General features: G+C 66.5%; 21 protein-coding genes. 12 read left to right on the forward strand and 9 right to left on the reverse strand.

Annotation, left to right across the window (positions count from 1 at the left end):
• Window positions 1-44 precede the first annotated feature (44 nt).
• Window positions 45-551, reverse strand: coding sequence for a peptide deformylase (gene def / locus O6P39_RS00145; RefSeq protein ID WP_207884848.1), 507 nt, complete (start codon window positions 549-551; stop codon window positions 45-47).
• A gap of 138 nt (window positions 552-689) precedes the next feature.
• On the opposite strand from def, the gene O6P39_RS00150 reads away from it, so the two are divergent.
• The 3 genes from O6P39_RS00150 (at window position 690) to O6P39_RS00160 (ending at window position 3,548) form a co-directional block, all read left to right on the forward strand.
• The gene (locus O6P39_RS00150; protein WP_275609478.1) at window positions 690-1,715 is read left to right on the forward strand and encodes a LysM peptidoglycan-binding domain-containing protein; all 1,026 of its coding nucleotides are present in this window, start codon (window positions 690-692) and stop codon (window positions 1,713-1,715) included.
• Between the two features lie 139 nt (window positions 1,716-1,854).
• Complete coding sequence (gene dprA, locus O6P39_RS00155) at window positions 1,855-2,949, forward strand: DNA-processing protein DprA (protein WP_275609479.1); 1,095 nt, start codon at window positions 1,855-1,857, stop codon at window positions 2,947-2,949.
• Window positions 2,950-2,990: 41 nt separating this feature from the next.
• Entirely contained in the window at window positions 2,991-3,548 is a 558-nt protein-coding gene (locus O6P39_RS00160) for a Sua5/YciO/YrdC/YwlC family protein (protein ID WP_275609480.1), read from the forward strand.
• Between the two features lie 99 nt (window positions 3,549-3,647).
• Here O6P39_RS00160 and O6P39_RS00165 read toward each other — a convergent pair whose 3' ends face one another.
• Window positions 3,648-4,625 carry an NADPH:quinone reductase gene (locus tag O6P39_RS00165; RefSeq protein WP_275609481.1) on the reverse strand — a complete coding sequence of 326 codons (978 nt, stop codon included), beginning with the start codon at window positions 4,623-4,625 and terminating at the stop codon, window positions 3,648-3,650.
• Window positions 4,626-4,798: 173 nt separating this feature from the next.
• Between O6P39_RS00165 and hemF the strand changes: the two genes are divergently transcribed.
• Together hemF and aroE are read left to right on the forward strand one after the other, a co-directional pair.
• Window positions 4,799-5,713, forward strand: a complete 915-nt coding sequence (gene hemF, locus O6P39_RS00170; protein ID WP_275609482.1) for an oxygen-dependent coproporphyrinogen oxidase — start codon at window positions 4,799-4,801, stop codon at window positions 5,711-5,713.
• A 159-nt stretch (window positions 5,714-5,872) separates the two neighbouring features.
• On the forward strand, window positions 5,873-6,694 hold the full coding sequence (gene aroE / locus O6P39_RS00175; protein ID WP_275609483.1) for a shikimate dehydrogenase: 822 nt from the start codon (window positions 5,873-5,875) through the stop codon (window positions 6,692-6,694).
• Between the two features lie 41 nt (window positions 6,695-6,735).
• Here the strand turns inward: aroE and O6P39_RS00180 are convergent, their stop codons facing one another.
• From O6P39_RS00180 to betC, 3 genes are read right to left on the reverse strand one after another with little or no spacing between them, the layout of a single operon-like run.
• The gene (locus O6P39_RS00180) at window positions 6,736-8,295 is read right to left on the reverse strand and encodes a SulP family inorganic anion transporter (RefSeq protein ID WP_275609484.1); all 1,560 of its coding nucleotides are present in this window, start codon (window positions 8,293-8,295) and stop codon (window positions 6,736-6,738) included.
• Between the two features lie 7 nt (window positions 8,296-8,302).
• The gene (locus tag O6P39_RS00185) at window positions 8,303-9,259 is read right to left on the reverse strand and encodes a choline ABC transporter substrate-binding protein (protein WP_275609485.1); all 957 of its coding nucleotides are present in this window, start codon (window positions 9,257-9,259) and stop codon (window positions 8,303-8,305) included.
• A 33-nt stretch (window positions 9,260-9,292) separates the two neighbouring features.
• Complete coding sequence (gene betC / locus O6P39_RS00190) at window positions 9,293-10,801, reverse strand: choline-sulfatase (RefSeq protein ID WP_275609486.1); 1,509 nt, start codon at window positions 10,799-10,801, stop codon at window positions 9,293-9,295.
• A 128-nt stretch (window positions 10,802-10,929) separates the two neighbouring features.
• Between betC and O6P39_RS00195 the strand changes: the two genes are divergently transcribed.
• The 5 genes from O6P39_RS00195 (at window position 10,930) to O6P39_RS00215 (ending at window position 16,386) form a co-directional block, all read left to right on the forward strand.
• Entirely contained in the window at window positions 10,930-11,826 is an 897-nt protein-coding gene (locus O6P39_RS00195) for a LysR family transcriptional regulator (protein WP_275609487.1), read from the forward strand.
• A complete protein-coding gene (locus tag O6P39_RS00200; protein WP_275609488.1) occupies window positions 11,823-12,161 on the forward strand; it encodes a DOPA 4,5-dioxygenase family protein in 339 nt (112 codons plus the stop codon). Before O6P39_RS00195 ends, O6P39_RS00200 begins: the two co-directional genes overlap by 4 nt.
• Before the next feature lie 103 nt (window positions 12,162-12,264).
• On the forward strand, window positions 12,265-12,786 hold the full coding sequence (locus tag O6P39_RS00205) for a sigma-70 family RNA polymerase sigma factor (protein ID WP_275609489.1): 522 nt from the start codon (window positions 12,265-12,267) through the stop codon (window positions 12,784-12,786).
• Window positions 12,783-13,721: a FecR family protein gene (locus O6P39_RS00210; RefSeq protein WP_275609490.1), complete on the forward strand. Its 939-nt coding sequence runs from the start codon at window positions 12,783-12,785 to the stop codon at window positions 13,719-13,721. Before O6P39_RS00205 ends, O6P39_RS00210 begins: the two co-directional genes overlap by 4 nt.
• Before the next feature lie 280 nt (window positions 13,722-14,001).
• On the forward strand, window positions 14,002-16,386 hold the full coding sequence (locus tag O6P39_RS00215; RefSeq protein ID WP_275609491.1) for a TonB-dependent receptor: 2,385 nt from the start codon (window positions 14,002-14,004) through the stop codon (window positions 16,384-16,386).
• Between the two features lie 28 nt (window positions 16,387-16,414).
• On the opposite strand, the gene O6P39_RS00220 is transcribed toward O6P39_RS00215, so the two are convergent.
• Window positions 16,415-16,732: an antibiotic biosynthesis monooxygenase gene (locus tag O6P39_RS00220; RefSeq protein WP_275609492.1), complete on the reverse strand. Its 318-nt coding sequence runs from the start codon at window positions 16,730-16,732 to the stop codon at window positions 16,415-16,417.
• A gap of 311 nt (window positions 16,733-17,043) precedes the next feature.
• Between O6P39_RS00220 and O6P39_RS00225 the strand changes: the two genes are divergently transcribed.
• Complete coding sequence (locus tag O6P39_RS00225; protein WP_275609493.1) at window positions 17,044-17,976, forward strand: AraC family transcriptional regulator; 933 nt, start codon at window positions 17,044-17,046, stop codon at window positions 17,974-17,976.
• Between the two features lie 305 nt (window positions 17,977-18,281).
• On the opposite strand, the gene O6P39_RS00230 is transcribed toward O6P39_RS00225, so the two are convergent.
• Window positions 18,282-18,668, reverse strand: a complete 387-nt coding sequence (locus tag O6P39_RS00230; RefSeq protein WP_275609494.1) for a VOC family protein — start codon at window positions 18,666-18,668, stop codon at window positions 18,282-18,284.
• Window positions 18,669-18,846: 178 nt separating this feature from the next.
• Here O6P39_RS00230 and O6P39_RS00235 point away from each other — a divergent pair, with 178 nt between their 5' ends.
• Window positions 18,847-20,349, forward strand: a complete 1,503-nt coding sequence (locus tag O6P39_RS00235) for a YdgA family protein (RefSeq protein WP_275609495.1) — start codon at window positions 18,847-18,849, stop codon at window positions 20,347-20,349.
• A gap of 197 nt (window positions 20,350-20,546) precedes the next feature.
• On the opposite strand, the gene trpA is transcribed toward O6P39_RS00235, so the two are convergent.
• Together trpA and trpB are read right to left on the reverse strand one after the other, a co-directional pair.
• Entirely contained in the window at window positions 20,547-21,353 is an 807-nt protein-coding gene (gene trpA / locus O6P39_RS00240) for a tryptophan synthase subunit alpha (RefSeq protein ID WP_275609496.1), read from the reverse strand.
• Window positions 21,350-22,558, reverse strand: coding sequence for a tryptophan synthase subunit beta (trpB, locus tag O6P39_RS00245; RefSeq protein WP_275609497.1), 1,209 nt, complete (start codon window positions 22,556-22,558; stop codon window positions 21,350-21,352). The genes trpA and trpB overlap by 4 nt, the downstream gene beginning before the upstream one ends.
• Between the last annotated feature and the right edge of the window lie 4 nt (window positions 22,559-22,562).

Raw genomic sequence — 22,562 nt, forward strand, 5'->3', positions numbered from 1 at the left:
TCAAAAAGAAAAGGCTTGCCGGGGCAAGCCTTTGGGGATGGGGGTTACGCCTGTTGCCGATGCTGCTTTTCCAGCTTCTTGCGGATGCGGTCGCGCTTGAGGTTGGACAGGTAATCGACGAACAGCTTGCCGTTCAGGTGATCGCACTCGTGCTGGATGCACACGGCGAGCAGGTCCTCGGCGATTTCCTCGAAGGGCTTGCCGTCGCGATCCAGCGCCTTGATGCGCACGCGCAGGGGACGGTCTACATTTTCGTAGAAGCCGGGAACCGACAGGCAACCTTCCTGGTACGGACCTTTCTCTTCGGTCAGCTCTTCCAGCTCGGGATTGATGAACACGCGCGGCTCGGATTTGTCCTCGGAGAGGTCCATCACGATGATCTGCTTGTGCACGTTCACCTGGGTGGCGGCCAGGCCGATGCCGGGGGCCTCGTACATGGTCTCGAACATGTCGTCGATCAGCTGGCGAACGCTGTCATCGACCTCCGTGACCGGCTTGGCGATCGTGCGCAGGCGCGGATCGGGGAATTCGAGAATGTTCAGAATGGCCATATGCGTTTGTGATGCACTTGTGGAATAAAGTCAAAATCGACTGCTAATATGCTGAGCAGCATCGAAAAACGGCTGGAAAGCGCGGTAGGGGCGGCTTCCAGGCGTTTCATGTGTACACATAATAAAGGGATTCACCGCATGAGGAAAACACTACTCGCCCTGCTGCTGCTAGCCGCAGGCGGGGTGGCTCAAGCTGCCGTGCAGCTCAAGGAAGGCCACCCGGACCGCTATACCGTAGTGAAAGGCGACACCCTCTGGGACATCTCCGGCAAGTTCCTCAGCAAGCCTTGGAAGTGGCCGGAAATCTGGCACGTGAATCCGCAGATCCAGAACCCGCACCTGATCTATCCGGGCGACGTGCTGAGTCTGGTGTACATCGATGGCCAGCCGCGCCTGATGCTCAACCGCGGTGAGTCGCGCGGCACCATCAAGCTGTCGCCGCGGGTGCGCAGCACCCCGATCGCCGAAGCGATCCCGACCATTCCGCTGGACAAGATCAACGCCTTCCTGCTCTCCAACCGCATCGTCGATGACGAAACCGCGTTCACCAGCGCACCCTATGTGGTCGCCGGCGACCAGGAGAGCGTGATCAGCGGCGCCGGCGATCGCGCCTACGCCCGCGGCAACGCGCTGTCCGAAGAGAACAGCTACGGCATCTTCCGCCAGGCCAAGGTCTACTCCAACCCCGAGACCGGCGAAGTGCTGGGCATCGACGCCATGGACGTCGGCGGTGCCAACGTCACCGCGAAGGAAGGCGACGTTGCGACCCTCCAGCTGACCCGTACCACCCAGGAAGTCCGTCCGGGCGACCGCCTGTTCCCCACCGAGGAGCGTGCGATCACCTCGACCTTCATGCCCAGCGAGCCGACCACCCCGGTCAAGGGCACCATCATCGACGTGCCGCGCGGCGTGACCCAGATCGGCAAGTACGACGTGGTGACCATCGACAAGGGCTCTCGCGACGGTCTGGCCGAAGGCAACGTGCTGGCGATCTACAAGCTGGGCGAAACCGTGCGCGACCGCGTCACCGATGACATGGTGAAGATCCCGGACGAGCGCTCGGGTCTGCTGATGATCTTCCGCACCTACAACCGACTGAGCTATGGCCTGGTGCTGACCGCCAGCCGTTCGCTGGAAGTGAACGACAAGGTGCAGAACCCCTGAGTTCAGCCCCTGGCTGAAGAAAACCCCGCTTCGGCGGGGTTTTTTATGGGTGTGTTTCGGAACGGTCCGACTGCGGTGGCGCGTCTTGGACGGCAAAGTCTGAGCGAACTCTTCCCGCTCGCCGCAAAGGACTGCCGCCATGCCCGTCGATGTCTCCCCTGCCGAAGCCGAGGCGCGCCTGCGCTTGCATGCCCTGCCCGAGCTGGGCCCCAGGCGCTTCCGGCGCTTGATGTCGGCGTTCGGCTCGGCTTCCGCTGCCCTGAGCGCACCTTCCTCCGCCTGGCGTTCGCTGGGCCTGCCACAGGAGTCCGCCGAACGGCGTCGGGATGCCGGTATCCGCGAGCAGGCGGCCACCGCGCTGCGCTGGCTGGACGACCCCGCTCACCACCTGCTGGCCTGGGACGACCCCGCCTACCCCGCGCTGCTGGCCGAGCTGGTGGACGCACCGCCGCTGCTGTTCGTGGCCGGCGAGGTGGCGTTGCTGGAGCGCCCGCAGCTGGCCATGGTGGGTAGCCGGCGAGCCAGCAAGCCGGGGCTCGATACCGCGCGGGCCTTTGCCCGCAGCCTGGCCGGCGGCGGCTTCGTCATCACCAGTGGCCTGGCGCTGGGCATCGACGGCGCCGCCCACGAAGGCGCGCTGGAGGCCGCCGGAGGGACCGTCGCCGTGCTCGGCACCGGCCTTGAGCATCTCTACCCGCGCCGGCACGTCGGCCTGGCGCAGCGCATCATCGAGCAGGGTGGCGCGCTGGTCTCGGAACTGCCGCTGCACAGCCCGCCACAGGCGGCGAACTTTCCCCGGCGCAATCGCATCATCAGTGGCCTGTCGCTGGGCGTGCTGGTGGTGGAGGCCAGTCCTTCCAGTGGCTCGTTGATCACCGCCCGTCTCGCGGCGGAACAGGGGCGCGAGGTCTATGCCATTCCCGGATCGATCCACCATCCCGGTGCGCGCGGCTGTCACGAACTGATCCGCCAGGGCGCTTCGCTGGTGGAAAGCGTCGACCACATCCTCGAGGGCCTGCGCGGCTGGACCCGGCCAGCCGCGCCTGCGGCATCGCGGGAGCGCGAACCCGCGCATCCCCTTCTCGACCTCCTGCGCGCCGCCCCGCAGAGCAGCGAACAGCTGGCGCTGGGCAGCGGCATGGAACTGCCTGACGTGCTGGTGGCGCTGACCGAACTGGAGCTGGACGGACGGGTGGCCTGCGAGGCCGGCGTCTGGGTGCATCGTGCCCCCTGAGCACGTAAACTGCCGCGCATCGCAGATCCGAGGAGTTCCCGATGTACAGCAACTGGCGTACCCAGCGCATGGCCCAGGTCGTGCGCGATGGCGGTGTGATCGCTTACCCGACCGAAGCCGTCTGGGGGCTGGGTTGCGACCCGTGGAACGCCGACGCGGTGTACCGCCTGCTGGCGATCAAGGCGCGTCCGGTGGAGAAGGGCCTGATCGTGGTGGCCGCCGACATCGACCAGTTCGACTTCCTGCTGGACGACCTGCCGGACGCCTGGCGGGAGAAGCTGGCCGCCAGTTGGCCCGGCCCGAACACCTGGCTGGTGCCGCACCAGGACCGCCTGCCCGAGTGGGTGACCGGCCAACACGACACCGTTGCTCTGCGCGTCAGCGACCATCCGCTGGTGCGCGAGCTGTGTCTCCATACCGGCCCGCTGATCTCCACCTCCGCCAACCCTGCCGGCCGTCCGGCCGCGCGTACGCGCCTGCGCATCGAGCAGTACTTCCATGATGAGCTGGATGGGGTGCTCGGCGGCGCCCTGGGCGGGCGACGCAATCCGAGCCTGATTCGCGATCTGCGGACCGGCGAGACCGTTCGTCCGTCGTAAGCCGGATAAGAGGGTGTAATGCGGTTCGCGAGCAAGCTCGCTCCTACAGACGCGCTTTTCGTAGGAGCGAGCTTGCTCGCGAACGCTCTTCTGCCCTGATCAGGGCAACAGGATCGTCGATCCGGTCGTGCGCCGCGCCGCCAGCTCGGTTTGCGCCTTGGCGGCATCGGCCAGGGCGAAGCGTTGGTTGATCTCCACCTTCACCTTGCCGCTGGTGATCATGCCGAACAGGTCGTCGGCCATCGCCTGCAAGCGTTCCGGCGTATTGGCGTAGCCGAACAGCGTCGGGCGGGTGACGTAGAGCGAGCCCTTCTGCGACAGAATGCCCAGGTTCACTCCGTCCACCGGGCCGGAGGCGTTGCCGAAGCTCACCACCAGGCCGCGCTGGGCGGTACAGTCCAGCGAGGTCAGCCAGGTGTCCTTGCCCACCGAGTCGTAGACCACCGGGCACTTCCTGCCCTCGGTCAGCGCCAGCACGCGTTCCACCACGTTCTCGTGGCTGTAGTCGATGGTCGCCCAGGCGCCGTGGGATTTCGCCAGTTCCGCCTTGGCGGTCGAACTGACCGTGCCGATCAGGTGCGCGCCGATGGCCTTGGCCCACTGGCAGGCGATCAGCCCGACGCCGCCGGCCGCCGCGTGCCAGAGGATGGTCTGGCCGGGCTGCACGTTGTAGGTCTGGCGCAGCAGGTACTGCACGGTGAGGCCCTTGAGCATCACGGCGGCGGCTTGTTCGAAGGTGATCGCGTCCGGCAGCTTCACCACGTTCGCCGCCGGCAGCACGTGCAGCTCGCTGTAGGCGCCCAGCGGCCCGGTGGCGTAGCCGACACGGTCGCCCACCTTCACATTGGTCACCGCGCTGCCGATGGCTTCCACCTCGCCGGCGCCTTCGGTGCCCACACCCGAAGGCATCGTCGGCGCGGGGTACAGACCGCTGCGGTAGTAGGTATCGATGAAATTCAGGCCGATGGCGCGGTTACGCACGCGCACCTCGTTGGGGCCGGGTTCGGCTGGGGTGTAATCGACCAGTTCTAGGACTTCCGGGCCGCCGGTCTTGGCGAATTGAACACGCTTGGCCATGTCGCTCTCCTGCAATGCGCGAGGCTGGCGCCCCGCTGGGGAAAAGACCTTCATCCAAGCCGCCGGCTTGACGGCCGTCAAGACCAGCTTTGCCGACGGGGGTGGTATGCTTGCGCCCCACATTCTGCTCCGGCCCGCGCCACGCGTGGCTTTCCCGCTCCAAGGTGATTCTCGTGACCGACCGCATCGAGGCCGTGAAGGCCTACCTGCTCGACCTGCAAGACCGCATCTGCGCCGCACTCGAAGCCGAGGACGGCAGCGCCCGCTTCGTCGAGGACGCCTGGGAGCGTCCGGCCGGCGGTGGTGGACGGACACGGGTGATCGGCGATGGCGCGTTGATCGAGAAGGGCGGTGTGAACTTCTCCCACGTCTTCGGCGCCGGCCTGCCGCCGAGCGCCAGCGCGCACCGTCCGGAACTGGCGGGGCGCGGTTTCCAGGCGCTCGGCGTGTCGCTGGTGATCCACCCGACCAACCCCCACGTGCCGACCTCCCACGCCAACGTGCGCTTCTTCATCGCCGAGAAGGAAGGTGAAGAGGCTGTGTGGTGGTTCGGCGGCGGCTTCGACCTGACGCCCTACTACGCCCATGAGGAAGACTGCGTGCTCTGGCACCAGGTCGCCCGCGACGCCTGTGCGCCCTTCGGCGAGGACGTCTACCCGCGCTACAAGGAATGGTGCGACCGCTACTTCCACATCAAGCACCGCAACGAACCGCGCGGTATCGGCGGCCTGTTCTTCGACGACCTGAACCAGTGGGACTTCGACACCAGCTTCGCCTTCCTACGCGCCATCGGCGATGCCTACATCGACGCCTACCTGCCCATCGTGCGCAAGCGCAAGAACACCCCGTACACCGAACAGCAGCGCGAGTTCCAGGCCTTCCGCCGCGGTCGCTACGTGGAGTTCAACCTGGTCTACGACCGTGGCACCCTGTTCGGCCTGCAGTCGGGTGGGCGTACCGAGTCGATCCTCATGTCGCTGCCGCCGCAGGTGCGCTGGGGCTATGACTGGAAGCCGGAGCCGGGCAGCGAAGAGGCGCGGTTGACTGAGTATTTCCTCACCGATCGGGACTGGCTGGGGCAGGCCTGACCCTCCTCTTTTGGGCGGTTCGCGAGCAAGCTCGCTACAAAAGCCTGCGAGCCGGGTCGCTCTTCGTAGGAGCGAGCTTGCTCGCGAACCCGCCTGGCACGACGGCGGAAAAACCGGCAAGCTCTCCGCCCTTCCGATCCTCTCGTCCCAGGACTTTCCATGGACCGCTACTGCGTCTTCGGCAACCCCATCGGCCACAGCAAATCGCCGCAGATCCACCGCCTGTTCGCCGAGCAGACCGGCCAGACGCTGACCTATGACGCGCGGCTGGCGCCGCTGGACGACTTCGCCGGGAATGCCCGCGAGTTCTTCGAAGAGGGCCTGGGCGGCAACGTCACCGTACCGTTCAAGGAAGACGCCTACCGCCTGGCCTCCGAGCTGACCGAGCGCGCGCGCCGGGCCGGCGCGGTGAACACCCTGAAGAAGCTCGACGGCGGCGGACTGCTGGGCGACAACACCGACGGCGCCGGGCTGACCCGCGACCTGACGGTGAACCACGGCGTCGTGCTGCGCGGCGCGCGCATCCTGGTGTTGGGTGCTGGCGGCGCGGTACGCGGCATTCTCGAACCCTTCCTCGCCGAGCAGCCGGCGTGCATCGTCATCGCCAACCGCACGGCGTCGAAGGCTCAACAGCTGGCGGAAGAGTTCAAGGATCTGGGGACGGTCAGTGGCGGCGGTTTCGACCTGCGCGATGAGCCGTTCGACCTGATCGTCAACGGCACCTCGGCCTCCCTGGCTGGCGAGTTGCCGCCCATCGATCCGGCGTTGATCCAGCCGGGGCATACCGTCTGCTACGACATGATGTACGGCAAGGACGTGACCGCGTTCAACCGATGGGCCGCCAAGCACGGCGCGGCGCGCTGCATCGATGGGTTGGGCATGCTGGTGGAGCAGGCGGCGGAAGCCTTCCTGTTGTGGCGCGGCGTGCGGCCGGATTCGGCGCCGGTCCTCGATGAGTTGCGCCGTCAGCTGAAGGGCTGAGCACCGATTCGCGAGCGGGCTCCTACAGATGAAGCCCGGCTCTATTCCTCGACCTGCAACATCCCGCCCTTCCCCATCTGCTTTTCCAGCTCCGCGCGCACCCGTGGCCGCGCGTTGCGCAGTACCAGGCTGCGCCCTTCGCTGGCGAGGCGGCGGGCTTCCTGCTGGAGCATCTGCGCGCCGGCGAAATCGATGAAGTTGACGTGGTGGGCATCCAGCACCAGACGTTCGCTGCGGCTGTGCTGCATCCGTTTCTGCAGGTAATCGCAGGCGCCGAAGAAGATCGAACCTTCGATGCGCAGCACTTCTTCGTCTTCCCTCTCCCACTGCTGCACGCGTGGCTGCGAGGTGCGCTTGAGGTAGAAGAACAGCGAGGCCAGCACGCCAGCGTAGACGGCGTTCTGCAGCGGCAGCAGCAGCGTCGCGGCGAGGGTCAGCAGCATCACCAGGGATTCTGCGCGGCTGCCTTTCCACAGTGCGCGCAGGGCCGGGCGATCGACGAGGTTCCAGCAGATCAGCAGGATGCCGGCGGCCATGGCCGGCAGTGGGATGTGGTTGATCAATCCGGCGCCGGCCACCGCCAGCAGCGCTACCCACAGCGCCGAGAAGACCCCGGCCAGCGGCGTGCGTGCGCCGGCGTCCTGGTTCAGCCCGGAGCGGGTGAAAGAGCCGGCGGACAGCGTGCCCGACAGCCAGGGCCCGATCAGGTTGGACAGCCCCTGTGCACGCACCTCCTGGTTGGCATCCAGCACCTGGTGCGAACGCGCGGCCAGCGCGCGGGCGATGGACAGGCTCGTCACCAGCCCGAGCATGCCGCAGGCCACGGCGGCGGGCAGCAACTGGGCGATGGCGGAGAGATCGAACGACAGCGAACTCAGCGGCGGCAGCGCGCTGCGAAATGCGGCGACCTTGGCCACCTCGGCAAAGGTCGCCGGCATCGCCCAGACCAGCGCGCTGGCGCCGAACAGACCGACCAACAGCGCCGGCCCGCGTCGCCACAGGCGCTTCACCAGCAGGCTCAGCGCGAGGCTGAACACGCCGACCAGCAACGAAGGTCCATGGAAATCCTGCAGCTTCCACCACAGTGCGGCGGCACTGGTCAGCGCCGTGCCCTGCCCGCTCGCGGTGATGCCGAGCAGATAGGGCAGCTGGCCGATGACGATCACCAGCGCCGCGCCGCAGGTGAAGCCCAGCAGCACCGAGTGCGAGACGAAGTTCACCAGCACGCCGAAGCGCAGCATGCCCAGCAGCCACTGGAACAGCCCGGCGAGGAAGGTCAGCAGCAGCGTGTACTGGATGAACTGCGCGCTGCCTGGCGTGGCCAAGGGTGCGATAGCGGTGAACAGCACCACCGAGATCGCCGCCGTCGGCCCGCCGACCATGTGTTTCGACGAACCCCACAGGCAGGCGATCAGCACCGGTAGCATCGCCGCATAGAGCCCGTATTCGGCTGGCAAGCCTGCGATCAGCGCGTAGGCCATGGACTGCGGCAGGGCGAGCACCGCGCTGGAGAGGCCGACGCCCAGGTCACGACGCAGGTCGCGCCCCGTGACTTGCGGCAGCCAGGCGAGGAACGGCAACAGGCGGATCAGGCGCTCCATCGCCGGCCTACAGCTTGGCCTTCACGGCGGCCAGGGCGTCGCCGCCGTCGCGGGTCTTCACGCCGGCCAGCCACTGGTCGAGGCGCTGCGGGTTGGCCTTGATCCAGGCCTTCACCGCGTCGGGGTTCTTCACATTCTTCTCCAGCACCTCGGCCATGATGGCGTTCTCCATCGTCAGGTCGAAGGACAGGTTCGCCAGCAACTTGCCGCTGTTCGGGCACTGCTCGCTGTAGCCGTTGCGGGTGACGGTGAACACGCTGCCGGTGCTGCCGAAGTATTTCTCGCCGCCGGTGAGGTACTTCATGTCGTACTTCACGTTCATCGGGTGCGGCGTCCAGCCGAGGAACACCACCCAGCGCTCGCGCTTCACCGCGCGACCGACCTCGGCGAGCATCGCCTGCTCGCTGGATTCCACCAGTTTCCAGTCGCCCAGGCCGAACTCGTCACCCGTGATCATCTTCTGGATCGACAGGTTGGCCGGCGCGCCGGAGCCGATGCCGTAGACCTTCCTGTTGAACTGGTCGGCGTGCCTGTCCAGGTCGGCGAAGGTCTTCACCCCGGCGTTCCACACGTAGGTCGGCACGGCCAGGGTGAACTCGGTGCCCTGCAGGTTCTTCGCCAGCTGGGTGACCTGCTTGCTGGCGATGAACTGGTCATGGAAGCCCTGCTGCGCCGGCATCCAGTTACCGAGGAAAGCGTCCACCTGACCGTCGCGCAGGCCGCCGTAGGTGATGGGTACCGAGAGGGTATCGATCTTCACGGTGTAGCCCAGACCTTCGAGCAGGAAGGCGGCCACGCCGTTGGTCACCGCGATGTCGGTCCAGCCCGGATCGGCCAGCTTCACCGTAGCGCAGGCTTCATCTTCAGCCCGGGCCAGCGGACCGCCCAGCGCGAGCGCGCCGGCCAGCAATAACGCGGATGCATCTCGTGCGGTGAAGCGTCGTACGGTGAATAGCTTGTTCATGCTCCCATCCCCTTCGGCTTGTTGTGGTTGTCGTTACGGTTGCGGATAGCGGGCGCGGCGCTCCAGATCGTCGAGGTCGATGTGGTTGCGCATGTACTGCTGGCTGGCGTCGACCATGGGCTGGTGGTCCCAGCTCTTGAGGCTACCGCGGGTCAGCGCGTCGGCCACCAGACGGCGGCGGCGCTGGCTGGCCAGAACCCGTTCGGTGATGGCCGGGATATCCCAGCGCGCCCGGGCTTCGTTCAGCAGTGTGCGAGCCAGCTCGGCGTGCGCCGGGGAGTCCATGAGGTTCTCCAGCTCGCGCGGATCGTTGGCCAGGTCGAAGAGCAGGCACCGGTCCTGCTCGGAGTAGATGAACTTGAAGTCGCCGCGGCGGATCATCATCAGCGGGCTGACGGTGCCTTCGGCGGTGTACTCGCCGATCACCTCGTCGTGGCCGCCGGTGCCTTGCAGGTGCGGCAGCAGCGAGCGGCCGTCCAGTTCGAGGCCCGGTTCCACCTGGCCGTCGGCCAGTTCCACCAGGGTCGGCAGCAGGTCTACCGTGGACACCGACTGGCTGACCCGGTGCGGCGCGAAGCGCTTGGGTGCATGCACCAGCAACGGCACGCGGGCGGCCATCTCGAACCAGTGCATCTTGTACCAGAGGCCGCGCTCGCCCAGCATGTCGCCGTGGTCGCCGGAGAACAGGATCAGCGTGTCTTCACTGAGACCACAATCCTCCAGGGTGCGCAGCAGTGCGCCGATCTGCGCATCGACGTAGCTGCAGGCGCCGAAGTAGGCGCGGCGGGCGGCGCGCACCTTCTCCTCGGGCATTTCCTGCCCCCACAGGTCGATCACCTTCAGCAGCCGCTGGGAGTGTGGGTCCTGTTCGCTTTGGTCGATCTGCACGGAGGGCAGCGGGATGTCCTCGTCGCGGTACAGGTCCCAGTATTCGCGGGGGATGGTGTAGGGGTCGTGCGGGTGGGTCATGGACACGGTGAGGCAGAACGGCTGCTCGGGGTGTTCACGCACATGGTCGTAGAGGTACTGGCGCGCCTTGAACACCACTTCCTCGTCGAAATCGAGCTGGTTGGTGCGCACGCACGGGCCGGCCTGCAGCACCGAGGACATGTTGTGGTACCAGCTCGGGCGCACGTCCGGCTCGTCCCAGTTCACCGCCCAGCCGTAGTCGGCGGGGTAGATGTCGCTGGTCAGGCGTTCCTCGTAGCCGTGCAACTGGTCCGGGCCGCAGAAGTGCATCTTGCCCGACAGTGCGGTGCGGTAGCCCAGGCGGCGCAGGTAGTGCGCGTAGGTCGGGATGTCGGCGGCGAAATCGGCGGCGTTGTCCCAGGCGCCGATCTTCGTCGGCAGTTGGCCGCTCACCAGGGTGAAGCGCGAGGGCGCGCAGAGCGGACTGTTGCAGTAGGCCGAGTCGAACACCACGCCTTCGCTGGCGAGGCGCGAGAGGTTGGGCAGCTTGATCGGCGACTGGGCGTCGTAGAAGGGCAGGAGCGGCGCGGCCATCTGGTCGGCCATGATGAAGAGGATGTTCGGGCGCTTCATGGCGTGGGCTTATCCTGTTGGCGCTGTTATGGGATAGTGCTGGGGTTCAGTCTCTTCCCGGCGAAAACTAGGGTAAAGCGCATGCTGGAACATGCTTCGGATAACACAGGCTTATGTGAGGGCGTGGCGTGAGCGTGCCGCTGGAACTGCTGCGCGTGTTCGAAGCCGCGGCGCGCCTGCTCAGCTTTACCGCCGCTGCCGGCGAGCTGGGCACCACCCAGCCGGCGGTCAGCCAGCAGATCAAACGGCTGGAAAAGCTGCTGGCGGTGCGGCTGTTCGACCGCATCCACCGCGGCATCGCCCTCACGGAAAGTGGACAGGTGCTGCAGCAGCACGTTCAGGCGGGGTTGGAGAGCATCGACGCCGGCATCGCCGCGGTCACCGCGAAGAACCCCCATGAAGTGCTGCAGGTCGCCACCGACTTCGCCTTCGCCGCCTACTGGCTGATGCCGCGCCTGCCGCGCTTCCGCCAGGCGCACCCGGAGCTGGATGTCGGCCTGATCAGCAGCGACCGCAGTCCCGTTTCCCTGCGCAGCGACATCGACGTCGCCATCGCCTTCGGTGATGGCCGCTTCAAACATGGCGAGGCGCTGCGGCTGTTCAGCGAGGAAGTCTTTCCGGTGTGCAGCCCCAGGCTGGTCGAGGGGCGCGACCTGCCGTTGTCGCCCGGGGCGCTGACCGGCCTGCCGCTGCTGCACCTCAAGCCCGAGGCGCACAGCCGCTGGTTCGACTGGGCCGGCGTTTACCGCGCATTGGGCATCGAAGGGGCTCCTGCTCCCGCCGGGCTACGCTTCGACAACTACACACTGCTGGTACAGGCGGCCATCGCCGGGCAGGGTGTGGCCATCGGCTGGCGGCACCTGGTCGACGAACTGCTGGAACAGGGGTTACTGTGCCGGCCCATCGCCGAAACGGTGGAATCGCGCTTCGGCTATTACGCCGTACTGCCCGAGCGCAAGCGCCGCATGCGCCTGGTGCAGCGCTTCGTTGACTGGTTGCAGGCGGAACTGGAGCTGGACCGATGAACGACACCCCGATCAAGGATTTCCACGCCCACGTCTATTTCGACGCGAGCAGTATCGAGCGCGCCCGCGCGTTGTGCGAAGAGGCGGCACGCCGTTTCGGCGCGAAGATGGGCCGCGTCCATGAACGCCCGGTCGGCCCGCACCCGGACTGGAGCTGTCAGCTCGCCTTCGACAACGCCACCTTCGCTACCCTGGTGCCGTGGTTGGCGCTGAACCGCGACGGCCTGGTGGTCTTCGTCCACCCCAACACCGGCGATGACCTTCGCGATCACCGCGACCACGGCATCTGGATGGGCGCGGTGCGGCCGCTGGACCTGTCGCAGTTCACGAGCTGACATCTTTTTGCATTCGATAATAATTCTCGATTCGGTGTATGCTGCCCACCCTTCGCATCGGCCTGACGGACGTCGGCCGGTTTTCCAGGGTATTTCGGCCATCATGCGGCGCATCGCCTCCTCCTCCCTGCTGCAGAGCTTCCAGGCGCACTATGCGGACCTGATGCGCTTCCTTGCGCGGCGGTTGGGGGACAACCAGCGCGCGGCGGACGTGGCCCAGGACACCTGGCTGCGCCTGGCCGACCAGCCCGCCGAGGCCGAGGTGCAGGACCCGCGCGCCTACCTGTTCCGCGTCGCCAGCAACATCGCCATCGACAACCTGCGCCGTGAGGGCCGGCTGGCTGAACTGCATGTCGACGAAGCCGCCGCCAATGACCTGAGCGATCCCGCCTCCACGCTGGAGCACCGCTTGCTCGCCCACGAGGCACTGGAGCATCTGGACGCGGCGCTCGACCAGTTGCCGCCCAACGTTCGCCAGGCGCTGTTGATGAACCGTCTCGACGGCCTGACCCACGCGCAGATCGCCCGGCACCTGGGCGTGTCCGAGAGCATGGTGGGCAAGTACATCGTCCAGGCCATGCGCCATTGCCGCGACTGGGCGCAGCGCCAGGAGGGCACGCCATGAGCCGCGTGGACTCGGCGTTTTCCGACGAAGCCATCGAGCGCCTGGCGCAATTGCATTCGGGCAGCGCTGGCGCCGCCGAGCGCATGGAGTTCCTGCGCTGGCGCGGACAGAGCCCGGAACACGAGCGCGCTGCCCGCGAAGCCGAGGCGCTCTGGGGCGCCCTGCCGGAAACCCGCAATGCCAAGGAGTACCGCCGTCGCGCCCGACGACTGCGGCGCTGGCCGGCACTGGCTGTTGCGGCCTGTGTCGCCGCGATTGCCGTGACCCTCGCCCTGCCCGAACCGCTGGCCGGGCTGTATGCCGATTACGCCACCCGCACCGGCGAGCGGCGAATGCTGGAGCTGGCCGATGGCAGCCGCGTGTGGCTGAACAGCGGCAGCGCGTTGTCCGTGGACTTCAGCCCGCAGCAGCGGCGCCTGCGTTTGCACAGCGGCGAAGCCTTGTTCGAAGTGGCGAAGGACGCGTCGCGGCCCTTCATAGTCGAAGCCAAGGGCGGCGAAGTGCGCGCCGTGGGCACGCGCTTCGATGTCGACAGCCGTGGGCCACAGGTGCGCGTGGATGTAACCGAAGGCGTGGTGCAGGTGAACAGTGCCGGGAGCGCGCCGGTGCGGCTGTCCGCCGGCGAGCGACTGAGTTACCGCGAGGCCGCCGTGCCGGAGCCGGTGCAGCCCTTGGACCTGTCCAGCGCCAGTGCCTGGCAGCGCGGCAAGCTGATCTTCAACCAGCGCCCGCTGGGCGAAGTGCTCGATGAACTGGAGCGCTACGTGCCCGGCCGCATCGTGCTGACCGACAGCGCGCTGCGCCAGCACAAGGTCAGCGGCGTGTTCGACCTCAAGGACCCGGATGCCTTGCTCAAGACCCTGGAGCGCTTGCAGCCGGTGAAGGTCACCCATATGCCCTGGCTGGTGCTGATCCGTCCCGCGCCCAGAGCATGAAAGGCGGCTCCCTATTCCTGGGCAACTGCTGCGCGGCGCTCGTCCCTCTCCCCAGCCCTCTCCCTTCAGGGAGAGGGCTGGGGAGAGGGAAACCTCCAGTTCGAAGTTACAGAAGAGCGCCGTTGCTCTAACAGGAGCCCCCTGCAGCGCGCCCTCAGCAAGAAAATGAAAATATTTTCCATTCAGCACTGCAAGGTTCGGCTGGCCGTTTCGTCGTAGGCATGAACGCGAAAAATTCTCAATACGCGACCCTGCCCACACAAGAACGGATTTCACCTGCATGCATTACCGTCCTTCCCCGCTGCACCGCGCGATCCTGCTCGCTTCCCTGCTCGGCGCCGCCGCGCCCGTCGTCCACGCCGCGAATGCTGCCGCCGTCGAGTTGCACATCGCGCCGCGCAGCCTGGACAGCGCGCTGACCCAGTTCGCCGACCAGGCCGGGCTGCACCTGCTGTTCAACTCCGAGGACATCCAGGGCCTGCAGAGCGAAGGACTGGACGGTACCTACAGCATCGAAGAGGCGCTCAACCAGCTGCTTTCCGGCAGCGGTATGAGCTGGCGCTTCACCGACGAGCGCACCGTGTTGCTCAAGCGCGAGAAGGACGACTCCGCTGCCCTGAGCCTGGCGCCGATGCAGATCAGCGTGGCGGCGCGTACGCCCACCGAGATCAGCTCGATTCCCGGCACCGTCTGGGTCGTCGAGCAGACCCAGCTGCGCGAGCAGCTGGATACCGGCGTGAGCCTGAAGGAAGCCGTGGGCAAGCTGGTACCCGGCCTCGACCTGGCACCGGAAGGCCGCACCAACTACGGCCAGAACATGCGCGGACGCAACGTGCTGGTGATGATCGACGGCGTCAGCCAGAACAGCTCGCGCGGCCTGTCGCGCCAGTTCGACAGCATCTCGCCGTTCAACGTCGAGCGCATCGAAGTGCTCTCCGGCGCCAGCGCCATCTACGGCGGCGGCGCCACCGGCGGCATCATCAACATCATCACCAAGAAGGGCGCGGCCGGCGATGCGCGTTTCGAGACGCAATTGGGCGCCACCAGCGGCTTCAACAACAGCGACGACCTGTCCACCCGCGCCGCGCAATCCATCAGCGGCGGCAGCGACCGCGTGGCGGGCCGCCTGGGTGTGTCGGCGGAGAAGAACGAAGCCTTCTACGACGGCGCCGGCAACCAGATCTTCATCGACAACACCCAGACCGACCTGCAGTACAACCGCACCGTCGACGTGATGGGCAACCTCACTGCGCAATTCACCGACGAGCAGAGCCTCGACCTGCTGGCGCAGTACTACGATTCGGGCAACGACGGCAGCACCGGCATCTACTTTCCCAACCTGAAGTACCAGGGCCCATCGAACCTGGAGGACGCGGAAATCCGCAATGGCCTGGATACCGATCTGGAGCCGCGCTCGCGCCGCGTGCTGCTCAACGCCAACTATCACCACAGCAACCTGCTGGAGCAGGACTTCTACCTGCAGGCGTACTACCGCAAGGAAGACGACAACTTCTATCCCTTCCCCTACTACAACGCCGGCAAGCCCACCGGCTCCAGGGGCGTGTACTTCGCCGCCTCGCAGCAGAACTTCGAGGTCAGCGGCCTGAAGGGCCTGTTCAGCAAGCAGTGGGATTCGCTCAAGTTCACCTACGGCGTGGATTTCGACCACGAGCGCTTCAACGCCGAGCAGAAGGTCTTCGACCAGCGGCTGTCCTCCGAGAGCGGCGGCCTGGACCTGGAAACCGCCAGCAGCGCGCCGCGCTACCCGAGCTACATCGTCGACGGCCTGTCGGTGTACGGCCAGCTGGACTGGAAGGTCACCGACAACCTGACCCTCTCCGGCGGCGCGCGCCACCAGAAAATGGACGTCGAGGTGGACGATTTCAAAGGCGTGCCCGGCGGCAGCAACGACTACCAGGTCAACCTGTTCAACCTCGGCGCGATCTACGACTTCAGCAATGGCCACCAGGTCTGGACCAACTACAGCGAAGGCTTCGACCTGCCCGACCCGGCCAAGTACTACGGCAAGCCCGGCCTGTCGGTGGACGACAACCCGTTGGCCGGCATCAAGAGCCGCCAGGTCGAGACCGGCTGGCGTTACAGCGACATGCAGTGGCAGGCGCAGGCGGCGGTGTACTACATCTGGTCGGACAAGATCATCACCACCGACCAGGCGACCCTGACCATCGACGTGGAAGACCAGAAGAGCCGCGATTTCGGCTTCGAGGGCGCGGTCACCCGCTACTTCGACAACGGCTGGCAGGGCGGCACCACGCTGCACCTGGTGCGCTCGGAAGAGGAAGATGCCGATGGCGACTGGATCAAGCGCGATGCGCGCTATGCGTCGCTGTCCAAGTCCACCGCCTTCGTCGGCTGGGGCGATGGCGAGCGCAGTGCGCGCCTGCAGGCCCAGCATGCGTTCAACCTGAAGGACGACGCGGACCACGAGATCGACGGCTACACCACCTTCGACCTGATGGGCGAGCAGAAGACCGGCTTCGGCACCTTCAGCGCCGGTATCCAGAACCTGCTGGACAAGCAGTACAGCACCGTCTGGGGCCAGCGTGCCGCGCTGTTCTATTCGCCGACCTACGGGCCGGCCTACCTGTACGACTACCAGGGCCGCGGACGGACCTTCACCCTGGGCTGGAGCCTGGAATATTGAGGAGCTGAAAGCTCGGGACCTGAAAAACTCAGGCCACCTTTCCGGTGGCCTGATCGAGGGTTTCCACTATGCCGCCGCTGAGGCTTCGGCAGTGGGTGAAGAGTGCTTCGCTGAGCAGTTGCAGCGAGGGTGAAGCGAAGTACGTCAGCAGTGCCTCCTCGTCGCGCCAGCGGCCTTGCAGCAACCAGGGCCGGTTCGCCCCCTGCATGACCAGCCGGCACTCCAGGCAGCCCGGCGTGCGGCGGGCGCCGTCCACCAGGTTGTCGATCAGGGCGCCGAGCTGTGCTTCGTGTCCGCTGCGGGGATGAATCTGCAATTCATGTTCGATGGGTGTGTGCCAGGGCATGTCCTGTCCTCCGCGTTACATCGAAGAAGTCCGAAGGTGGCTCCTCGGACGACTGACAGGAAGATTACGGGCCGGGAAGCGCCCGGCGTTATCCGGATGCTGCCGGCTTCTTGCCTGATCCTGCGCGGTGCTCGCCAACCCATTGGAAACCCCGTGTTTGCGCCCTGCACCGTCACGGTGCGCGCGCCGATGCCCATACGGCTTGTCCATTTCTGCCGATTGCTTGCCTGATCCTCCAGCGGCTGCCTTACTGTCACACTCGTGCGCGCGCCGCGGGCGTAAGCTGCGTGCGCCGCCACTGGAGGTCCCGCATGTCCCAGCCCTACGATCCCGTTGCCGCCGGCCGCCAGGAACTGGCCGACATCATCCAGCGCCACTGCCAGGGTGAAGGCGTCTTCGAAACCGCCATCGATTCGCTGCTGCTGGCGCGCAGCGACTGCCCCAGCGAGGGGCGCATGCCCACCCTCTACCGCCCCGCCCTGTGCGTGATCGCCCAGGGCTGCAAGGAAGTGCGCCTGAGCAACGAGGTGTACCGTTACGACGAGCTCAACCTGCTGGTGGTGTCGGTGACCCTGCCGGTCTCCGGCCAGGTGATCGAGGCCTCGGAAGAAAAGCCCTACCTGTCGATCCGCCTGGACATCGATCCGGGCGAACTCACCCGGCTGATCGCCGAAGCCGGCCTGGCCGGCAGCACGCCGCGGCCGGCCAGCCGCGGCATCTACCTGCAGCGCGTGGACTGCACCGTGCTCGATGCCCTGCTGCGATTGATGCGTCTGCTCGACAGCCCGCGCGACATCCCGATGCTGGCGCCACTGTTCGTCCGCGAAATCCTCTATCGCCTGCTGCGCGGCCCGCAGGGGCACCTGCTGCACGACCTGGCGATGACCGACAGCCAGACCCACCGCGTCACCCGCGCCATCGAGTGGCTCAACCGCAACTTCGACAAGTCCCTGCGCATCGAGGAGCTCGCGCGCGAGGTGAACCTCAGCGTGTCCACCCTGCACCACCGCTTCAAGGAAGTGACCGCATTGAGTCCATTGCAATACCAGAAGCAGCTGCGCCTGCAGGAGGCGCGGCGGTTGATGCTGTCGGAGGGCCTGGAAGTGGCGGTGGCCGGGCATCGCGTGGGCTATGAGAGCCCGTCGCAGTTCAGCCGCGAATACAGCCGCCTGTTCGGCGCGCCGCCGTTGCGCGACCTGGCGAGCTTGCGCGGGGCGTTGGGAGAGGCCGCCGTGCCGGCGTGATCCGTGGGTTCAGATTGCTCGCGTAGGAGCGGACTTCGTCCGCGATGGCGTTTGCCGATTATCACCGAGGCTGGGTGGAGTATCGCGGACAGAGTCCGCTCCTACGGGTGTTTCATCCAGGCCTTGGCGCGCGGGATTTCCCCCTCACCCCAGCCCTCTCCCTCAGGGAGAGGGGGCCGTTCGGCATGCGTCGAGACAACTGAGTCAGCCGGCGGGCGCCGAGTTTTCAAAGCACTCGGGACCGTCCCCTCTCCCTTCAGGGAGAGGGTTAGGGAGAGGGCGTACCCAGGCACCGAAGCCGCATATCAGCGCTCGTAAAGCTCCAACGGCAACTCATCCGGATCTGCGAAGAAGGTGAACCGCTTGCCGGTCAGCTCATCCTCGCGAATCGGCTCGCATGTCACGCCATGGCTCTTCAGATGCGCCACGGCTGCGTCCAGGTCATCCACCGCAAACGCCAGGTGCCGCAGCCCCTGCGCCTCGGGATAGGACGGCCTGGGCGGCGCGCCGGGGAAGGAGAACAGCTCCAGCTGCGTTTCGCCCAACGCCAGGTCGAGCTTCCAGGAGTCGCGCGCTTCGCGGTAGGTCTCGGCGATCACCCGCAGCCCCAACACCTGGGTGTAGAAGTGCCGGGAGCGCGGGTAATCCGAGCAGATCAGGGCGATGTGGTGGACGCTGTGCAGCAGGGCCATGGCGGCTGGTTTCCGGGAATGATCGATCGAGCCATCCTGCCAGTCATACACCAGTGGTCAATGCTGGCTGTCTGAATCTGGTGGTTGGAGTGTGGGCATTGTGCCTGCTAGCATCGCGCCGCCAACTCAAACGGTCGACAGGATGTCCCCCGTACGGCCGCACACGAAAGGAAGCAGCATGAAAAAGACCGCCCTGGCCATCGCCATTCCCCTGGCCGTCGTCGGCGTTGCCGTCGCTGGCGCCTGGTACACCGGCTCGCGCGTCGAGCAGGAAATCACCCGCGGCATCGAACAGGCCAACACCCTCCTCAAGACTGATGCCCCCGACCTGGGCATGAGCGTCTCCCTGCTCGGCGTGGAACGGGGCCTGCTGTCCAGCAACGCGCGCTACCAGGTCACCATTGCCGGCGACGAAGGCGAGGCGCCCACCACCCTGGTGTTCACCGACCGCCTGGAACACGGCCCCTTCCCGGCTTCGCGCCTGGCGGCCGGCAAGCTGGCGCCGGTCATGGCGCAGAGTCATTTCGCCCTGGAGCAGAACGAATTCACCGCACCGCTGTTCGCCGCCGCCGCAGGCAAGGCACCGATCAGCGGTGAGCTGGCCATCCATTACGACCAGCGCCAGGAAGGCGTCTTTGAGAGCGCCGCCCTGCAGTTCGCCCAGGACGGCGAGAGCCTGCGCCTATCGCCGGCCAGGATGAACTTCAGCGTGTCCGGCGACCGCAAGGACGTGCGCGCCGATGGCCAGTTGGCCGAGGCCGACCTGGTGTTCTTCGACCCGCAGAGCAGCCAACCGGTGCAGGTTGAGCTGCGCGACCTGGGCATCGCCGGCGACAAGAAGGAAAACGCCAATGGCTTCGCCCTCGGCCCCAGCTCGGTCAGCCTCAAGAGCCTGCGCGTGAAGGCCCCGGGCAGCCCGGAAGTGGAACTGCGCCAGACCGTCGGCGAGGAAGTGCTCAAGCAGGGCGAGAAGGGCCTGGACCAGACGCTGTCCTACCGCGTCGGCCAACTGCTGGTGCAGGGCCAGGAGATCGGTGGCCTGAAGCTCGACACCAGCTTGCGCAACCTCGATGAAGGTACTCTCAAGTCCCTCAAGGAAACCTACAACCAGTACGGCATGAGCAGCGTCGGCGATACCGGCGAGCTGACTCCGGAGCAGGAGGAAGCACTCAAGGGCCAGTTCCTGCGCCTGCTCGACAGCTCGCCGAAGCTGGCGCTGGACGAGCTCTCGCTGCAGACCGCCCACGGCGTGGCGAAGGTGTCCCTCGCCGTGGACCTGCGCAAGCCCGCGAAGGCTGCCCAGACCCCGGACGAGATGGCCCGCAGCGTGCTGGCATCGCTCACCGCCAACCTGAAGGTGGACAAGGCGGTGATCGGCGACGTCGTCTCGTTGCAGGCTGCCCTGGGTGGCGCAGAGGCCGGTAGCGTCGACCCGGTGGCGCTCAAGCAGCAGACCGACGCCATGACCGACCTGTTCAGCGGCATGGCGCTGCAATCGGAGTGGGCGGTGCTCGATGGCAACAGCCTGAGCAGCTCGCTGGCCTACGCCGACGACAAGGTGAAGTTCAACGGCAAGGACATGACCACGGAGGAGTTCGTCGCCTTTGCCATGGGCTCGGCGCAGGGGCTGGGCCTGGGCGCTGGCGCCGATGAAGGGGCGGTAGAGCAAGCGGTGGAATGAGCCTCGCCTGAAATGAAAAAGCCCGGCTTTCGCCGGGCTTTTTTCTGGGTGTGGACTTTGATTTTGTAGGAGCGAGCTTGCTCGCGAACAGGTTCACCGGCAGCGCTGGCGCTGGGCGGGTTCGCGAGCAAGCTCGCTCTCACAGAAAAGCAGTCCTCAGCACGATCGCAGGATGGCGTGGAGCCGAATAGCAGTCCTCAGCGGGCGTTACGCACGCCTTCAGCCAGTTCGCGGCACAGGCCGAGCACGCCTTGTACCGCGTCGGCGGAGCTTTCCGCGTTGGCGATCTTGTCCACCAGCGCCGAGCCCACCACCACGCCATCGGCCAGGCGGGCGATGCTCGCCGCGTGTTCCGGGGTGCGGATGCCGAAGCCGATGGAGACCGGCAGGTCGGTGTGGCGGCGCAGACGCGCCACGGCTTGCTCGACGTGCTCCAGGGTCGCAGCGCCGGCGCCGGTCACGCCGGCCACCGAGACGTAGTAGACGAAGCCCGAGCTGCCGTTGAGCACGGTCGGCAGGCGCTTGTCATCGGTGGTCGGGGTGGTCAGGCGGATGAAGTCCAGGCCGGCGGCCTGAGCCGGGTCGCACAGGTCTTCGTTGTGCTCGGGCGGCAGGTCTACCACGATCAGGCCGTCGACGCCGGCCTCCTTGGCGTCGGCGATGAACTTGTCCACACCGTAGTAGTGGATCGGGTTGAAGTAGCCCATCAGCACCAGCGGCGTGGTGCTGTCGTCCTGGCGGAACTCGCGGACCATCTTCAGCGTCTTGGCCAGGTTCTGGCCGTTGCCCAGGGCGCGGATGTTCGCCAGCTGGATCGCCGGGCCGTCGGCCATCGGATCGGTGAACGGCATGCCCAGCTCGATCACGTCGGCGCCGGCGGCCGGCAGGCCCTTGAGGATGTCCAGCGAGGTGGAGTAACCCGGGTCGCCGGCGGTGATGAAGGTCACCAGGGCGGCGCGGTTCTGCTGTTTCAGTTCGGCGAAGCGGGTCTGCAGGCGGCTCATGCTTTCTGCTCCTGTTGCATGTGGTGCATGACGGTCTGCATGTCCTTGTCGCCACGACCGGACAGGTTCACCACCATGATGTGGTCCTTGGGCAGGTTCGGCGCGCGCTTGAAGACTTCGGCCAGCGCGTGGGAGGACTCCAGCGCGGGGATGATGCCTTCCAGGCGGCAGCAGGTGTGGAAGGCTTCCAGCGCCTCATGGTCGGTGATCGAGGTGTACTCGACGCGGCCGATGTCGTGCAGCCACGCGTGCTCCGGGCCGATGCCGGGGTAGTCCAGGCCGGCGGAGATGGAGTGCGCGTCGATGATCTGGCCGTCCTCGTCCTGCAGCAGGAAGGTGCGGTTGCCGTGCAGCACGCCCGGTACGCCGCCGTTCAGGCTGGCCGCGTGCTTGCCGGTCTCGATGCCGTGGCCGGCGGCTTCGACGCCGACGATCTTGACGCTGGCGTCATCGAGGAAGGGGTGGAACAGGCCCATGGCGTTGGAACCGCCGCCGATGCAGGCGACGAGCGAGTCGGGCAGGCGCCCTTCCTTCTCGGCCAGCTGCTCGCGGGTTTCCTTGCCGATCACCGCCTGGAAGTCGCGAACCATCGCCGGGTACGGGTGCGGGCCGGCCACGGTGCCGATCAGGTAGAAGGTGCTCTCGACGTTGGTCACCCAGTCTCGCAGGGCTTCGTTCATCGCGTCCTTCAGGGTGCCGGTGCCGGCGGTGACCGGGATCACCTCGGCGCCCAGCAGCTTCATGCGGAACACGTTGGCCTGCTGGCGATCGATGTCGGTGGTGCCCATGTAGATCACGCACTGCAGGCCGAAGCGCGCGGCCACGGTGGCGGTGGCCACGCCGTGCATGCCGGCGCCGGTCTCGGCGATGATGCGCTGCTTGCCCATGCGCTTGGCCAGGAGGATCTGGCCGATGCAGTTGTTGATCTTGTGCGCGCCGGTGTGGTTCAGCTCTTCGCGCTTCAGGTAGATCTTCGCGCCGCCGCAGTGCTCGGTCAGGCGCTCGGCGAAGTACAGCGGGCTCGGGCGGCCGACGTAGTCGCGCTGGAAGTAGGCCAGTTCCTTCTGGAACTCCGGATCGTCCTTGGCCTTCTCGTATTCGCGGGCCAGGTCGTGGATCAGCGGCATCAGGGTCTCGGCGACGTACTGGCCGCCGAAGCTGCCGAACAGGCCCTTGGCGTCGGGACCGTTGCGCAGTGTGGACATGGGA

It is taken from the genome of Pseudomonas sp. PSE14 (assembly GCF_029203285.1).
Taxonomy (GTDB): domain Bacteria; phylum Pseudomonadota; class Gammaproteobacteria; order Pseudomonadales; family Pseudomonadaceae; genus Pseudomonas.

Excerpts from the sequence above, each read along its gene's own strand:
- def (WP_207884848.1), bottom strand. The coding sequence starts at position 551 with ATGGCCATTCTGAACATTCTCGAATTCCCCGATCCGCGCCTGCGCACG.
- O6P39_RS00150 (WP_275609478.1), top strand. The coding sequence starts at position 690 with ATGAGGAAAACACTACTCGCCCTGCTGCTGCTAGCCGCAGGCGGGGTG.
- dprA (WP_275609479.1), top strand. The coding sequence starts at position 1,855 with ATGCCCGTCGATGTCTCCCCTGCCGAAGCCGAGGCGCGCCTGCGCTTG.
- O6P39_RS00160 (WP_275609480.1), top strand. The coding sequence starts at position 2,991 with ATGTACAGCAACTGGCGTACCCAGCGCATGGCCCAGGTCGTGCGCGAT.
- O6P39_RS00165 (WP_275609481.1), bottom strand. The coding sequence starts at position 4,625 with ATGGCCAAGCGTGTTCAATTCGCCAAGACCGGCGGCCCGGAAGTCCTA.
- aroE (WP_275609483.1), top strand. The coding sequence starts at position 5,873 with ATGGACCGCTACTGCGTCTTCGGCAACCCCATCGGCCACAGCAAATCG.
- O6P39_RS00180 (WP_275609484.1), bottom strand. The coding sequence starts at position 8,295 with ATGGAGCGCCTGATCCGCCTGTTGCCGTTCCTCGCCTGGCTGCCGCAA.
- O6P39_RS00185 (WP_275609485.1), bottom strand. The coding sequence starts at position 9,259 with ATGAACAAGCTATTCACCGTACGACGCTTCACCGCACGAGATGCATCC.
- betC (WP_275609486.1), bottom strand. The coding sequence starts at position 10,801 with ATGAAGCGCCCGAACATCCTCTTCATCATGGCCGACCAGATGGCCGCG.
- O6P39_RS00200 (WP_275609488.1), top strand. The coding sequence starts at position 11,823 with ATGAACGACACCCCGATCAAGGATTTCCACGCCCACGTCTATTTCGAC.
- O6P39_RS00205 (WP_275609489.1), top strand. The coding sequence starts at position 12,265 with ATGCGGCGCATCGCCTCCTCCTCCCTGCTGCAGAGCTTCCAGGCGCAC.
- O6P39_RS00210 (WP_275609490.1), top strand. The coding sequence starts at position 12,783 with ATGAGCCGCGTGGACTCGGCGTTTTCCGACGAAGCCATCGAGCGCCTG.
- O6P39_RS00215 (WP_275609491.1), top strand. The coding sequence starts at position 14,002 with ATGCATTACCGTCCTTCCCCGCTGCACCGCGCGATCCTGCTCGCTTCC.
- O6P39_RS00220 (WP_275609492.1), bottom strand. The coding sequence starts at position 16,732 with ATGCCCTGGCACACACCCATCGAACATGAATTGCAGATTCATCCCCGC.
- O6P39_RS00225 (WP_275609493.1), top strand. The coding sequence starts at position 17,044 with ATGTCCCAGCCCTACGATCCCGTTGCCGCCGGCCGCCAGGAACTGGCC.
- O6P39_RS00230 (WP_275609494.1), bottom strand. The coding sequence starts at position 18,668 with ATGGCCCTGCTGCACAGCGTCCACCACATCGCCCTGATCTGCTCGGAT.
- O6P39_RS00235 (WP_275609495.1), top strand. The coding sequence starts at position 18,847 with ATGAAAAAGACCGCCCTGGCCATCGCCATTCCCCTGGCCGTCGTCGGC.
- trpA (WP_275609496.1), bottom strand. The coding sequence starts at position 21,353 with ATGAGCCGCCTGCAGACCCGCTTCGCCGAACTGAAACAGCAGAACCGC.
- trpB (WP_275609497.1), bottom strand. The coding sequence starts at position 22,558 with ATGTCCACACTGCGCAACGGTCCCGACGCCAAGGGCCTGTTCGGCAGC.